The organism is Dyella japonica DSM 16301 (assembly GCF_001010355.1).
GTDB lineage: Bacteria > Pseudomonadota > Gammaproteobacteria > Xanthomonadales > Rhodanobacteraceae > Dyella > Dyella japonica.
Window position 1 is genome coordinate 42,676 of the sequence record NZ_JPLA01000014.1, and the last position, 14,852, is coordinate 57,527.

The following is a 14,852-nucleotide window of genomic DNA, read 5'->3' on the forward strand; positions in this document are numbered from 1 at the left end:
GGGCCGGCCTGTGCCGGCCCTTCTCTTTGCCGGCCTGGCCCACGGCGAGGGCTTGCCGATACTGGCCCCAGTTGCGATGCTCGCTGCACTTTCACGCAGCGAAGCCTTCATGACCGATACCTCGACGTCCGGCGGTTACGTCCGTCGCCTCCGCCCGTGGGACGCGGCCATGATCGTGGTTGGCGGCATCATCGGCGGCGGGATCTTCCTCAACCCGTATGTCGTGGCGATGCGCACATCGTCCGGTCTGTCGCTGCTGCTGATGTGGATCGGCGCCGGCGTGCTGACCCTCATCGGCGCCCTTTGCTATGCGGAGCTGGGGGCGCGACGTCCCCATGCGGGCGGCAGCTACGTGTACCTGCGCGAAGCGTTTGGGCCGCTGGCCGGGTTCCTGTTCGGCTGGAGCATGTTGCTGGTGATCTATTCGGGATCGACCGCGGCGGTCGCCACCATCTTTGCCAGCTATGCGGCCTCCCTGTTCGGCCTGCCCGCCAGCGCCGCCACCCCTCTGGCCATTGGCGCACTCGTCTTCGTGGCACTGATCAACCTGTTCGGCCTGCGCCTGGGTGCCCAGGTGCAGAACCTGTTCACCCTGCTCAAGCTGTTGGCGGTGGCGGTGCTGGTGGTGTGCGGCCTGTTCCTGGCTGGCGTGAGCGGCCACGGCATGCTGGCCACCGACCCGCAAACGGCTGAGGTGGGTTTCATGGGCGCCGCGCTGCCGGTGCTGTTCGCCTATTCGGGCTTCACCTATCTCAACAACCTGGCGGGCGAGGTCAGCGAGCCGCAACGCACGCTGCCCCGCGCGCTGTTCATCGGCATGCTGCTGGTGATCGCCGCTTACGCCTTGGTCAACCTGGCCTATCTCACCGTGCTGGGCCACGCCGGCCTCGCCGCCAGCCGCGCGCCGGCGGCCGATGTGATGCAACGGGTCTTTGGCACGGCCGGGGCCAAGCTGATCGCGGTCGGCGTGGCGATATCCGCGCTGGGCTTCTGCAATATCACCCTGGTGGCGGGTGCCCGCGTGCTGCAGGTGATGGGCGAAGACGGCTTGTTCTTCCGCAGCGTGGCCCGGCTGCACCCTAAGCACCACACGCCCAATGTCGCGCTGTTGCTGCTCTCGGGCTGGGCGATTGTGCTGGTGTGGTCCGGCAGTTACGGCCAACTGCTCGATTACGCGACCTTTGGCGACTGGCTCGCCTGCGCCTTTGGCGTGGGCACCTTGTTCTGGTATCGCCGCCGCGAAGGCGATCAGGCCAGCTTCCGCGTACCCGGTTACCCGCTGCTGCCGCTGATCTTCATCGCCACCATCGGCCTGGTGATGGTGCAGAGCCTGCGCACCAGCCCCCTGAATACGGGCATTGGCCTGCTGATCATGGCCGCCGGCATCCCGGTTTACCTGGTGTGGCGACACCTGTTCAGCCGGGTTACCTCCTAAGCATCGCGCTCCGATGCCACAATGGGCAGATATCCAAGTGAGTTCCTAAGCGATGGCGAACGCGCAAGACCAGTTACCGACACCCGGAACAAGCAACACCATCGTGCCCGACAAGGTGCGCGAGGGAGTCGATCTGGAGATCAACGGCAGGAGCTATCGCCACACCGGTGACGATCAGATGCCCCTGCTGTGGTATCTGCGCGACGTGCTGCGCCTGACCGGCACCAAGTACAGCGGCGAGCATGGCGAAGGCGGCTACGACCTGGTGCTGGTGGATGGCAAGCTCGCCTCGGCCACCACCCTGCCCGTGGCCAAGCTGGCCGGCAAGACCGTGACCACGGTCGAGGGCCTGGCCGCGGCCGACGGCAAACTTCATCCGCTGCAGCAGGCCTTCGTCGACGAAGACGCCATCGGCTGCGGCTACTGCACCCCCGGCTGGCTGATGGCGTCGCTCGATCTGCTCACTCGCCATCCGCAACCGAGCGACAACGACATCGACCAGTTGCCCAATCTTTGCCGTTGCGGCTGCCAGACCCGCGTGCGCCTCGCCATCAAGCGCGTCGCCAAGGGAGCGCACGCATGAGCCGCGCGAGCGATCACGGCGCGCAGCTCTCGCGTCGACGTTTTCTCCAGGTGCTGGCCGGCAGCGCCGGCGCCCTGATCATCGGCATTCCGTTCGCGGACGCCGCCGATGCACCCGTCCCCGCCGCCATGCTGGGCGACACGCTGTATGGCCTGGGCGCCTATGTGCGCATCGATGCGGACGGCAATATCGTGATCGGTGTGCGTGACCCGGACACGGGCACCGGTACCTCGACCTCGCTTGCGCGCATCATCGCCGACGAACTCGATGCCGACTGGACGCGCGTGAGCGTCGTCTCGCTCGGCCTTGGCGTGGAAGACGACAACGGCCAGCCGCGCTGGATCTACGGTCACCAGACCAGTGGGCTGGGCGATTCCATTCCGGCCGCGTGGGCCGATCTGCGTGGCGCCGGCGCGCTCGCGCGCTGGCTGTTGCTGCAGGCCGCAGCGCGACGTCTTGGTGTTCCCGCTGACCGACTGCGCTGCGAAGAAGGCAGCGTGATCGCGCCCGATGGTCGTCGCTTCGGCTACGGCACGCTCGCCGATGCGGCCGCCAAGATCGCCCCGCCCGCCACACCGGTGCCGCCCAAGTCGCCCGAGCATTACAGCCTGATCGGCCAGCCGGCCGGCGACATCGACGCGCGCGCCATCGTCACCGGCCAGGCGCCGTATGCGCTGGACAACTATCCGGCCGAAGCGCTGATCGCCGTGCTGTCGCACTGCCCCTGGCCCGACGGCAGCGTCGAGAGCCTCGATACCACCGACACCATGGCGGTGAAGGGTGTCGTCAAGGTCGTGCAGATCAAGCCCGAAGCGGGCATCCCGCTTGGCCAGACCGTGCGCTCGCCCGCCGTGGCCGTGCTCGCCGAAAACACCTGGGCGGCCCTGCAGGGTCGCGCAAAACTCAAGCTGCAGTGGAAGGCCGGCGCACAAAGCGAAAGCAGCGCCTGGTTCGAACAGCAGGCCAGCGACGTTCTCAATGACAAGAACGCCCAGCCGGCCGCACGCGTGCGCAACGACGGCGACGTCGACACGGTCGCCAAGAAATCCTCGCGCCGCATCGAAGCGACCTATGTGCAACCGTGGCTGGCGCATGCCACGCCCGAGCCGATGAACTGCGTGGCCCGCATCGACAAGGATGGCGCCATGCTGGTGGTGCCCACGCAGGCACCGCAGAAGGCATGGAAAGTCGTGCAGCGGCTCACCGGCCTCGCCCCCGCGCAGATCGAGATCCGCGTACCGCGCGTGGGCGGCGGCTATGGCCGTCGCCTCGACCACGACTACGTTGCCGAAGCCGTGATGCTGGCCAAGGCCGTCGAAAAGCCGGTCAAGCTGATGTGGACGCGCGACGAGGACCTCACGCAGGACTACTACCGCTCGGCCTCGGTGCACAAGTTCAGCGCCACGCTCGACGGCAAGCGTCAGATCACCAGCTGGAACCAGCGCATGGCCAGCGCCTCCGCGCTCGCCCAGCGTGGCGTGCCCGACAACCGGCTGTGGACGTCCGAACTGGATGCCCATCAGCTGCCGGCGGGCCTGGTGACCAACTTGCGCAGCGATTGGTACTCGCTGCCCTCGGCGATGTTGCGCGGCCCCTCGCGCGGCATGCCGAACGTCAACAATGCGTTCGCGGTCGAGAGTTTCGTCGACGAAATCGCGCAATCGCTCAAGGAAGATCCGCTGGTCACGCGCCTGCGCCTGATCGGCGAGCCGCGCGTCATCCCGCTTGGCGACAACCGCACGCTGGACACCGCCCGCCTGATCAACGTGCTCAAGCTGGTGGCCGATCGCATCGAGTGGAAAAATTGGCTGCGCACCGTCAATGGCCTGGGCATCGCCTGCTGGCATGTGGACGGCGCCTATGTGGCGCACGCGATCGAGACGTCGCTGCAGGGCAATAAGCTCAACATCGAGCGCGTGGTGTGCGCGGTCGACGTGGGCCGCGTGATCAATCCGACCGGGTTGGAAGGCCAGGTCGCGGGCGCCACGCTCGATGCGCTGTCCACCGCGCTGAATCTGTCGATCAGCTACAAGGACAGCCAGGTTCAGCAGCGCAACTGGAAGGACTATCCGCTGGCGAACATGGCCCAGCTGCCGGACACCACCGAAGTGATCATCGTGCCGGGCGATCGCGATCCCACCGGCGCCAGCTTCCTGGGTATGCCCACCGCCGCGCCGGCCTTGGCCAATGCCGTGTTCCGCGTGAGCGCCGTGCGCGTACGCCGCTTGCCGCTGCTGAAGGAAATGCTGCGCATGCTGTGACGGCAGGGAGCCATCCGGCTCCTGCGTGCGTCCTGACGAGCAGCCTCGTGCGAGATCGCGAGCTGCTCGGCACGGAAAGCTTTGTGACGAAACCGTGCACGAAAACGCTCCATATGACAGGCGCATTTGAGTAATTTCACGGACGCGCGCGCCGAAATTCTGCCCTAGGATGCCTTCACTCGGCGCTACTCAAGGTAACGCCGTTTGCGTGCTCGGGGGTAGGAATGCGTCGACGTGTCGGGTTGATTCTGTTGCTCTGCCTATGTGCCGCGGCGCCTGTGTGGGCGCAGTCCGCAGCCACGCCGGTGTCGGGCCGTTGCATCGGCCTGGTGCTTGGCGGCGGCGGCGCGCGCGGCGCGGCGCACATCGGCGTGCTCGAAGTGCTCGAGCGCGAGCACATTCCCGTTTGCCGCATCTCCGGCACCAGCATGGGCTCCATCGTGGGCGGCATGTATGCGGCCGGTTATTCGCCGCAGGAAATGCACGAGATCATCACCTCGCTCGACTGGGATGACCTGTTCTCCGACAACCCCGCGCGCGGCGAGCTGCCGATGCGCCGCAAGGATGCCGATTACCGCTATCTGCTCAATTTCGAAGTGGGCTACAAGAACGGCCACATCATCACCCCGGCCGGCGTGGTTCAGGGCCAGAAGCTGTTGCTGTTGCTGCGCCGCCTGCTGATTTCCACCTGGGACGTGCACGACTTCGACCAATTGCCCATACCCTTCCGCGCGATCGCCACGGACATCGTGGCAGGCAAGCCGGTGGTGTTCGGTTCGGGCGATCTGGCCTTGTCGATCCGCTCCAGCATGTCGGTGCCCGGCGCCTTCGCGCCCACCAATGTCGACGATCTGCTGCTGGTCGATGGCGGCCTGATGGACAACGTGCCCATCGATGTCGCGCGCAGCATGGGCGCCACCCAGCTGATCGTGGTGAACGTCGGTTCGCCGCTGGCCAAGCGCGAGCAGTTGAGCAATCCCCTGGCCGTGCTCAACCAGATGGTGAGCGCGTTGATGGAAGACAAGACCCGGCAGCAGCTCGCCACCTTGGGCAGCAACGACATCCTGATCACGCCGCCGCTCGGCGAGATGAGCGCCGCCGAATTCAATCGTGGCGCCCAGGCCATCGCGATTGGCCGAGCTGCCGCCGAAGCAGCCCTGCCGCGGCTGAAGGCACTTTCGGTGGGTCCGGACGAATGGGCCAACTACACCGCGCAACATCGGCAACGGCAGTTCGATCCCGGCCTGGTGGCCTTCCTGAAGGTGGACGCCGCGCACACGGATACCGCGCAGTACGTCGACGAGCGCCTCAGCAAGGACGTCGGCCAGCCGTTCGATCCGAACAAGCTGGAAGAACAGATCGGCAGCATCTACGGTCGCGGCAATTACCAGCAGATCGACTACCGCCTGCAGCAGCAGGGCAATGATCGCGGGCTGTTGATCATTCCGCGCGACAAGCCCTGGGGTCCGCTGTACGGCAAGCTCGGCTTCGAATTGAACGATGATTTCGCCGGTCGCAGCGAGTATCTGATTTCCGCCGAAGTCACCGCGACCAATCTCAATCGCCTCGGCGCCGAATGGCGCAGCACCTTGTGGGCCGGTCGCATCGGCGGCGTGGCCACGGAGTTCTATCAGCCCTTCGGCCAGGGCGCCTCCACCTATGTGATGCCTTATGGATTGCTGCGCAACGAAGACTTTCCGGTCTTCACCGAGGACGGCAACCGGCAGCTGGCGGAGTACCGCATCAAGCGCAGCTATCTGGGCTTCGAGACGGGATGGTCGCCGTTCTCCTATTGGCGCGTGCTGGCCGCCTATACGCGTGGCCGCGACAAGGGCGACCTGCGCATCGGCAACCCCTCGGACTTTTTCAACGCGCAACAGGACTACAGCCAGGCCAAGGTGGGCCTGGACTGGGACAGCCTGGACAACGCGCAATTTCCGTCCAAGGGCGCGCACATCAATCTGTCCTACGACATGTACCGGCCGTGGCTGGGCGGCGACCAGACCGGCGACGTGGCGCAGTTGAACGCGGACTGGGTGCCCGACTTCGGACTGGCCCAGTCCCGCTATCACCTGCTGCTGGGATTGCGCGCAACCAGTGCGCTCTCGCATGACGCACAGATGGACCGGTTCTTCGAGGCGCAGCAATTCCTGGGCGGCTTCCTCAATCTTTCCGGCTTCGCCGAGCGTTCGCTGCATGGCGACCAGGCTGTGCTCGGCCGCGCCGTGGTGTATCGGCGCACCGGCCAGATGGATGCGATCTTCTCAACGCCGATCTACATCGGCGCGAGCCTGGAAGCAGGCAACGCCTGGCAGAGCCGCAGCCAGGTCGACCTCGGTTCGCTGATCTACGCGGGCAGTATGTTCCTGGGCGTGCAGACGCCTTTGGGGCCGCTGTTCCTCGGCTACGGCTACGCCCAGGGCGGCCACAATTCGGTCTATCTCACCTTCGGTTCGCTGCTGCGGCCTTCGCCGTGAGAGCGGGCGGCCGTTATCGCGGAGTCTCCACGAACCCCACCGCACAATCGCTTTGCCACCCGCCCGCTGGGCGGGCCTTCCAGGAGCCATCGCCATGAAAGCGTTGCGTCTGCTCGTGATCGTCGCCGGCCTTGCGCTGAGCGCGTGTTCGAACGTCAGCATCACCAATCAGTGGCGCGATCCGTCGTGGCCGGGACCGCCCGCCTCCAATGTGGTGGTCGTGGGCATCTCGCGCAGCGATACCATGCGCCACGTCTTTGAAGACACCTTCTCGCAGCAGTTGCAGGCCGCAGGCATCCAGGCGGCGCCCAGCTATACGCAGATACCGGCAGGCACCACCGGTGCGATCGGGCTGCGCGACCTGGTCAAATCCAGCGGCGCCCAGGCCGTGCTGGTGACGCGCGTGCAGCGCGTCGAGCAAAGGGTCAGCGTCACGCCGAGCGGCCCGATGTATGGCGGCTTCTATGGCTGGTACGGTGGCGCGTGGGCGTCCACCCCGGACGTGCAGCAGTACGACGTGGTGACGCTGGAAACCAGCGTGTGGGATCCGCGTTCGGAGAAATTGGTCTGGACGGTCACCACGCAAGGCATCGGCATCAACGATATCCCCAAGGCGACCACGCAGCTTGCGCAAGCGCTGATTCCCAAGCTGAAGACCGACGGCATCCTGCGCTGAGCAAGTGAGGCATGGGTGGGCGACGGCGCGGCGCCGTAACTCACCCGTCACCAGGCAGGCGCCACGCAGCGATCAGTGGAACTGGTCGCTCGCGGGAACCCAGGTCGTGCTGCTGCGCGCAGGACCCGCAGGCAACGTCACTTCCACCGGACAACCCGGCGGCATCGGGCCACCGGCCACGCGCGCCGCGGCGCACTGGGCACTGTTGTCGAGCTTCACCGTCGCCATCGTAGGCGCGGCAGCCCCGGGAACCGGCGGAACCAGCGGATTGGTCGGCGCCAATTTCATCTTGTCGTAGACCACGTCGTCCACCGGTTGCGGCGGCGGATCGCCATCGCCGCAACCGAACAGCGCCATCGGGAACAGCGGCATCACCACGCATTCCACGCGCACGCCACGCGGCAGGTGGAAGGTGTGGCGCATGGTGGTTTTCTCCACCGCGTGGCGCAGTGCCGTGTCGATCGAGCTTTCCCCTTCGGGCGTCCAATCCTTTTCGAAGCGCGTGGGCGTATAGCCGATGCTGGGCGTGCCGTGCGACATGATCTCGGTATTGCCATGCGGCTTGAGCTGCACATAGCTGCCCACGGCGCCTTCCTGCTCGCCCTGCCCTTTGCCGCCTTGCCCGTTGCTGGTGCCGTTGCCCTTGCCTGGCGGCAAGCCGAGATTGAGCCCCTTGCCGCCGGCCACATTGGGCGACTGGCTGACCCCATTGGCCTGGCCCGGCGTACCCGTGCGACTGCCCTGCGGCGTCGCGTTGGGCGCACTGCTCTCGCCGCTTTCATTGGAAGGACGGCTCGATTCGTTGCTGGCCGTATTGGCCTGCGCGCTGGAAGCGCTCTGCGCCGATGCATTGGATGCCGAGGCCGGCGCGGCATTCTGCGTCGGCGCTGCCTCTGCCGGCGTTTCCGATAGCTGCGGACGCTCGATCGACGGCTGGTTGTCCAGCGCGATGGCCTTGGGTGCTGCCACGTCCAGGTGCGGCGCCTGCGGATGTTCCAGCGAGGGCTGCGGATTGGGCGGCAAGGGCACGGCTTCCAGCTGCGGTTCTTCCGCCACGCGGATCGCCGGGGATTCGATCTTCGGTTGTTCGCTGGGCACCACCGGCGCCACCGGGTTCGGCTGCGGCTGCAGGTTCACCGTGGGCGCCGCCTGCGCCGGCAGCGGCACGGCCTGCAGCTCCGGTTCGGGCGGCGAGGCGGGAGCTTCGGGTCGGGGCACGGCCGCGATGCTCGGCGGCGTGGTGACGGGCACCGCTTTTTCCAACGCGACGGTCGGCGGGGTGACCACGGGCGCCGATTGTGGCGGCACCTCCGGCAGGGCAAGCGAAGCCGGCGGCTGCACCGGCTGGTTGCCTTCGACCTGCGGTTTGCGAATCGGCTCGGGCTGGAACTTCGGCGGCACCGGCTTCTCCACCGCCGGCGTTTCCAGCGCCACCTGCGGCGGCTCCGGCGCGGTGGGCACCGGTTGCAGCTGTTCGGCAGGCGCCGGCTTGGGCAGGGTCACCGGCGGCAAAGGTGCAGCGGTGATTTCCGGCTTGGGTGCGGTGGCCCTGGGCACGTCGGTGACGACCGGCGTCTGCAAGGCCGGCACCGGTACGGGCGACAGATCGTTGTTGGTGCGCGTGGACGAGCTGCTGCGGCGCGCCGTACGCGGCGCATTGCTCGCATTGCCCCGATGCACCGGCCCCACCTGCTTGGGCGGCGTGCCGCGCACGGGCGGCGGCGGAGGCGGCTCTTCCTTGGGCTTCTCGATCAGGCGCACGACTAGTGGCGGCGTCTCGTCGTTGAGCTCATCGAGCTCGTAGGCGGGACCCAGAATGATGCCGACCAGAAAAGCCAAATGCACGAACAGCGCGCCGGCGAAGGCAACGATGCGCAACCAGCGGTCGCGCGGGCGTTCCGCGCGACGCCTGCGATAGACGCCCGCGCTGTCCGCCGCCGACTTGGGCGATGGAAGCGTCACTGTCAGCCGGCCCGCGGATTCCCTGTCCATGGGCGAAGTGTAATGGGCAGTGATGAGGTTCTGAGTAGTCCCCCGATCAACCGCCATCCTGGGTCGTCGAGTGCGCCGCCCGTTCCTGCATTTCGGCATCGACCGAGCGCGTCGGCGTGTCGACCGGACAGCCCTGCGGCAGCGGCTTCTCGGCGCGATAGATGGCGATGCATTCGGCCACGCTGATCGTCTTGGGCGGCGGCGAACCCGGCGCCAGCTGGCTGGCCGGCGCCATGTTCATGCGCATGTCGCCGTCGTTCGATGGCGGTGGCGGCGGCGGATCGCCACCGCAGCCGCCACCCAGCGCCAGCAGCGAAACCGAACAGTGGATGCGCACGCCGGGCGCGATGTGGAAGGTGTGCGAGACGGTGCTTTTCTCCACGCCTTTCTTCAGCGCGTCGTCGACCGAGCTGCCGCCGCCCTTCTGCCAGTCCTTCTCGAAGCGGGTCGCCTTGTACGGCACCGTCGTGGTGTGCTGCATGATCTTCGCATCGCCCTGCGGCATCCGCCCCACATAGTCGCCTTCGGGCGCGGGCGCGGCCGTGCTCGCGGTGGCAGGCAGCGTGGCCTGCCCGGCAGCGTTGTAGATATCCGGCCGCGGCGACGGCGGGCTGGAGCTGGCAGGCGCCGGCGGCTCGGGCGGCAGACTCACGGTCATGGCGTTCTTCGCCGGCGCCTCGTGCACCACCGGCGTGTTGACCGGTCGCGGCGGCGGCGCCGGCTCCGCGGGTGGCGGGGGTAGCAGCTCGGGCGGGGCGACCGGCCCGGGCGGCGTGGCCGCCCGTGGAATCAGCCGTACCAGCAAGGCGCCGGTGCGTTCTTCCTGGGCCCGCGCAGCCGCCTTGCCCAACTGCATCTCATGCCAGGTCAGCCAGCCGAACAGGACGTGCAGCACCAGCACAATGCCCAGCGCCAGCCAGCGACGCCCGCGGTTGGGCGGAGCCTTTCGCCAGCGCAGCTGATGCAGCATCGCGCGTGTGGGTCCGTCGAGGGGCGCCAGCCCGCGCGATGGCGGGCCCGGGGGCGTCCAGCGATGGTGTTCGACCTGCTCGGTATGCTCGATGGGGAATCTCTTCTGTACTGCGGGGGCTGCCGGCCGGTAGTCCGGTCCGGCCCGGCGGGAATGGGGACTTCTGCTGACCCGCGCAAGCGCCGAGGGTTCCCCGTTTGACCCGGTTTGGCCCGTTCATCGCACTGCAACTTGACCCGGAAGGCCATTGGCGAAAATCTACGCAAACGGCCACCTCGGCCGTACCCGCCATGACCGCCCCCGCGTCCTGCACGCCTGGACGACCATGACGGCCCGCCATCGTCAGCCGCTTGCGCGGCTTCGTGCGGCGCCGCAGGTCACGTCGGCACGAACCCGCGCCCAGCCATGGGAGGGTCGCATCGTGTCGTACAACACGGAAAACATCCGCAACATCGCGCTCGCCGGACATGCCGGCGCCGGCAAGACCACGCTCTTCGAAGCCCTGCTGCACGCCGGCGGCGTGATCCAGAACCAAGGTTCGGTGGAGCGCGGCACCACCCAGTCCGATACCGACGAACAGGAAAAAGCGCGCGGCCATTCGATCGATACCGCCATCGCGAGCATCCCGTTCGGACAGAGTCATATCAACCTGATCGACACGGCGGGCTACGCCGATTTTCGCGGCCCCACGCTGTCCGCTTTCGCCGCGGTGGAAACCGTGGCCGTGGTGGTCAATGCCTCCAACGGCATCGAATACGGTACCCGCCGCATCATGGAGCGGGCGCGCGAACGCGGGCTGGCGCGCGTGCTGGTGATCAACAAGATCGATTGCGACGTGGCCAAGCTCGGGCCCCTGGTGGATGCCCTGCGCGAGGAATTCGGCACGCAATGCCTGCCGGTGAATCTTCCTGCAGAAGGCGGCACGAAAGTGCTCGACTGCTTTTTCCACAGCGACGGCGCCACAGATTTCTCCTCACTGGCCGAAGCGCACCAGCGCATTCTCGACCAGGTGGTGGAAGTCAACGAAACCGTGATGGGCCATTACCTCGATGCGGGTGAAGGCGACCTCTCGCCGCAGGAATTGCACGACGCGTTTGAGCAATGCCTGCGCGAAGGTCACCTGGTCCCGATCTGCTTCGTGAGCACGCGCACCGGTGCCGGTCTCAAGGAATTCCTGGAACTGGCCGAACGCCTGCTGCCCAATCCGGCCGAAGGCAATCCGCCGCCCTTCCTCAACGGCGAGGACGAAACCATCACCGTCAACGCCGATCCCAAGGCGCATGTGATCGCCGACGTATTCAAGATCGTCAACGATCCCTTTGTCGGCAAACTCGGTGTGTTCCGCGTCTGGCAGGGCACGGTCAAGCGCGACACGCAGCTGTTCATCGACGACAGCAAGAAGCCTTTCAAGGTGGGACATCTGTTCCGACTGCGCGGCAAGACGCACGAGGAGATCGATCAGGCGATCCCCGGCGACATCGTGGCGGTGGCGAAAATCGAGGAAATCCATTTCGACGCCGTGCTGCACGATTCGCACGACGAAGACCGCATCCACCTCGCGCCGATGCGTTTTCCGCAACCCATGTTCGGGCTTGCCTTGGAGCCCAAGCACAAGGGCCAGGAACAGAAACTGTCGCAGGCCATCAGCCGCCTCGCCGAAGAAGATCCCTGCTTCCGCGTCGAGCATCACAAGGAACTCAACGAGACCGTGGTGCGCGGACTCTCGGACCTGCATCTGAAAGTGATGCTGGAGCGCATGAAGGAGCGCTACAGCGTCGAAGTGACCACGCACCCGCCACGCATCGCCTACCGCGAAACCATCGCCGGGCGTGCCGAAGGCCATCATCGCCACAAGAAGCAAACCGGTGGCGCCGGCCAGTTCGGCGAGGTGTTTCTTCGGGTGGAGCCGCTGGATCGCGGCGCCGGCTTCGAGTTCGTCGATGCGATCAAGGGCGGCGTGATTCCGGGGCAGTTTCTCCCCGCCATCGAGAAGGGTGTGCGTCAGGCGCTGGAAACCGGCGCGATTGCCGGCTATCCGATCCAGGATGTGCGCGTCACCGTGTATGACGGCAAATACCACGCGGTCGACTCGAAGGAAGTGGCCTTCATCAGTGCCGGCAAAAAGGCCTTCCTCGATGCGATCGGCAAGGCCCGGCCCATCGTGCTCGAACCCATCGTGGACGTGGAAGTGGCCATACCCGAAGCCAACGTGGGCGACGTCACCGGCGGACTCGCCGGCAAGCGCGCCCGCATCATGGGCACCGATTCGCTGCGCGGCGGCGAGCTGGTGATCAAGGCCCAGGCACCGCTGGCCGAGCTCACCGACTACCCGACCGAATTGAAGGCGATGACGGGTGGCCGCGGCCGCTACAGCCTGGATCTCAGTCACTACGAACCGGTGCCGCCGCCGGTGCAGAAACAACTGGCCGAGGCGTGGAAGCCGCACGTGGACGAGGACTGATCCCACAGCATCGCCTGAACGGGCGCGACCGGCGTCGCGTCCGTGCGCTTCGTTCGCTTGAGGCGCTGAAATTACGCCGCATGTGTTTAATGGATGCGCGCCGAAACACACGGCGCTGGAGGCATGCGATGAGCCGCTCCTTCGTGAAGGATGCGGACGAGTCCGTCGGCGAACGGCTGCCGGATATCCCGCTGAGCGAACACCCCAACGTCGTGACACCGCGTGGACTGGCGCAGCTGCGTGCGCGGCTGGTCGCCATGCGCGAACGACGCGACGCGCTGCGCGCCGCCGCCGACACCCTGCCGCAGCAACGCGAGCTGGCCGAGGTGGAGCGCGAACTGCGCTGGCTCAATACGCGGGTCGGCAGCGCGATCGAAATCGACCTGGCGCAACAGCCACGCGACCGCGTGGCGTTCGGCGCCCTGGTGACGGTGGACAGCGATGAAGGCGAGGCGCGCTACCGCATCGTGGGCGAGGACGAGGCCGAAGTGGAACACGGCCTGGTCAGTCACGTGTCGCCCCTGGCCAAAGCCCTGCTGGGCGCCCGCGTCGGCGACGAGGTGACGTGGCAGCGGCCGGCGGGGGACCTAGTGATCGAGGTGGTGCGGATCGAGTATCCCACCGACGAATGATGGCCTTGCGCGTCCATCCTCAATGCTGGAACGCACCGGGCTCACCTGTGGGAGCGCACCCTGTGCGCGACAGGCGCCCGAGGGCACGAGGCGACAAAAATTCGCCGGAGCGCCTCGCTAAAAACCGCGACTGAGGTACCCCGGCACTCTGCGGTCGCGCACAGGGTGCGCTCCCACAGATACCGCTCCCACACATGTACAGGGTTATCGCAGACTCAAACTCAGCGCTTGGCCTTCAACAACGTCCCGCTGCACTTGGGCGAGCCGCACAGGCATTTCCACAGCTTCTTCAGGCGCGCGGTATGGGGCACGTCCAGGGTGATGCCGTAGTCGTAGGTGAGCTCTTCGCCGGGCTTGATGTTGCGGATGGCTTCGATCAGCACGCGATCCTTGCGCGCGTTGCCGTTGGCGTTTTCCTCGATCACGGCCTGGCAGTTCGGATCGCAGCTGTGGTTGATCCAGCGCGCCGTATTGCCCTTGCGGTTGGCGTCGATCAGCCATTCGTCGTTGAGCGTGAACAGGAAGGTGTGGCCGGTTTCGCCGCCGTCGCCGTACAGCACATCGGCCTCGGTGTGGCTCATCAGGGTGCCCTTGTACTCGATGACTTCCTCGCCCTTCTTGATCGGGGCGACGGCAAACACGCCATTGCCATGGATGGGGGAGCGGCGGGCAACGATACGTCGGGTCATGAGCAACTGGCAGTGGGGGATGAGCCGGAGATGATGCCTGCTGCGTTGCGCAATGGGAACCTCTGGCTAGCGGTCACGACGGCGTGATCGCATTCGCGCTGAGATAAATCCCGGACGGCGGGACCCCGTGGACAGACCGCAAGGTCATCCTGCTAAGATTCAAACAATCGTTTGAGGTGCTTCCATGAAACGACTGCTCGGCTGGGTAGTGGTGCTGGTGCTGGTGGCAGGTCTGGTGGCCTGTGGGCCGCCGAAAAAGAGCGTGTTTCCGCCCACGGTGAGCATCCAGGAGATGCGCACCCAGCCCAACGGCGAATGGCGTGTGACCCTGCGCATCCAGAACAACAGCTACGGCTCGATGGATTTCACCTCGCTCGATGGCCAGCTGCAGGTGGCCGAGTTGGTTCCCGTCCGCCTGCATACGGCGTTCGACCTGGACATTCCCCCGTTCGCCGCCGACGTCACCCAGATCAACCTGCTGCCCACGCCAGAGATGACCGCCGCGCTCAAGGCCGCCGCCGTCAAAGGCAGCGCCGGCAGCGTGCCCTACAACGTGACCGGCACGGCGAACGCCAAACCCGAGCAGGAAAAAGCCGCTCGCGATTTCAGTTTCCACGGCAATGACTGGCTGTCGCCGGTGCCGGGGATCCCCAACACCTGGCGCTGATCTCGGCGC

At 66.4% G+C, this 14,852-nt stretch carries 11 protein-coding genes; 8 read left to right on the forward strand and 3 right to left on the reverse strand.

Annotated features, from left to right (window positions below; translation table 11 throughout):
- Nucleotides 1-109 precede the first annotated feature (109 nt).
- From Y882_RS06090 to Y882_RS06110, 5 genes are all read left to right on the forward strand, one after another.
- Nucleotides 110-1,435, forward strand: coding sequence for an APC family permease (locus Y882_RS06090; protein WP_156171341.1), 1,326 nt, complete (start codon nt 110-112; stop codon nt 1,433-1,435).
- A 52-nt stretch (nt 1,436-1,487) separates the two neighbouring features.
- Entirely contained in the window at nt 1,488-2,018 is a 531-nt protein-coding gene (locus Y882_RS06095; RefSeq protein ID WP_046971010.1) for a (2Fe-2S)-binding protein, read from the forward strand.
- The gene (locus Y882_RS06100) at nt 2,015-4,279 is read left to right on the forward strand and encodes a xanthine dehydrogenase family protein molybdopterin-binding subunit (protein WP_046971011.1); all 2,265 of its coding nucleotides are present in this window, start codon (nt 2,015-2,017) and stop codon (nt 4,277-4,279) included. Before Y882_RS06095 ends, Y882_RS06100 begins: the two co-directional genes overlap by 4 nt.
- 224 nt (nt 4,280-4,503) lie before the next feature.
- Nucleotides 4,504-6,756, forward strand: a complete 2,253-nt coding sequence (locus Y882_RS06105; protein WP_082120957.1) for a patatin-like phospholipase family protein — start codon at nt 4,504-4,506, stop codon at nt 6,754-6,756.
- A 94-nt stretch (nt 6,757-6,850) separates the two neighbouring features.
- Nucleotides 6,851-7,432 (forward strand): DUF4136 domain-containing protein, encoded by a 582-nt coding sequence (locus Y882_RS06110; RefSeq protein WP_046971013.1) that lies wholly within the window; start codon nt 6,851-6,853, stop codon nt 7,430-7,432.
- 72 nt (nt 7,433-7,504) lie between these two features.
- On the opposite strand, the gene Y882_RS06115 is transcribed toward Y882_RS06110, so the two are convergent.
- On the reverse strand, nt 7,505-9,424 hold the full coding sequence (locus Y882_RS06115; RefSeq protein WP_046971014.1) for a hypothetical protein: 1,920 nt from the start codon (nt 9,422-9,424) through the stop codon (nt 7,505-7,507).
- Between the two features lie 46 nt (nt 9,425-9,470).
- Nucleotides 9,471-10,394, reverse strand: a complete 924-nt coding sequence (locus Y882_RS06120) for a hypothetical protein (RefSeq protein ID WP_046971015.1) — start codon at nt 10,392-10,394, stop codon at nt 9,471-9,473.
- A gap of 421 nt (nt 10,395-10,815) precedes the next feature.
- Here Y882_RS06120 and fusA point away from each other — a divergent pair, with 421 nt between their 5' ends.
- Both fusA and Y882_RS06130 read left to right on the forward strand, forming a co-directional pair.
- Nucleotides 10,816-12,855 (forward strand): elongation factor G, encoded by a 2,040-nt coding sequence (gene fusA, locus Y882_RS06125; RefSeq protein WP_046971077.1) that lies wholly within the window; start codon nt 10,816-10,818, stop codon nt 12,853-12,855.
- Nucleotides 12,856-12,983: 128 nt separating this feature from the next.
- Nucleotides 12,984-13,487 (forward strand): GreA/GreB family elongation factor, encoded by a 504-nt coding sequence (locus Y882_RS06130; RefSeq protein ID WP_046971016.1) that lies wholly within the window; start codon nt 12,984-12,986, stop codon nt 13,485-13,487.
- A gap of 221 nt (nt 13,488-13,708) precedes the next feature.
- Here the strand turns inward: Y882_RS06130 and Y882_RS06135 are convergent, their stop codons facing one another.
- Nucleotides 13,709-14,176, reverse strand: coding sequence for an SET domain-containing protein (locus Y882_RS06135; protein WP_046971017.1), 468 nt, complete (start codon nt 14,174-14,176; stop codon nt 13,709-13,711).
- 184 nt (nt 14,177-14,360) lie between these two features.
- Here Y882_RS06135 and Y882_RS06140 point away from each other — a divergent pair, with 184 nt between their 5' ends.
- Nucleotides 14,361-14,843, forward strand: coding sequence for a hypothetical protein (locus Y882_RS06140; protein ID WP_046971018.1), 483 nt, complete (start codon nt 14,361-14,363; stop codon nt 14,841-14,843).
- Nucleotides 14,844-14,852 lie beyond the last annotated feature (9 nt).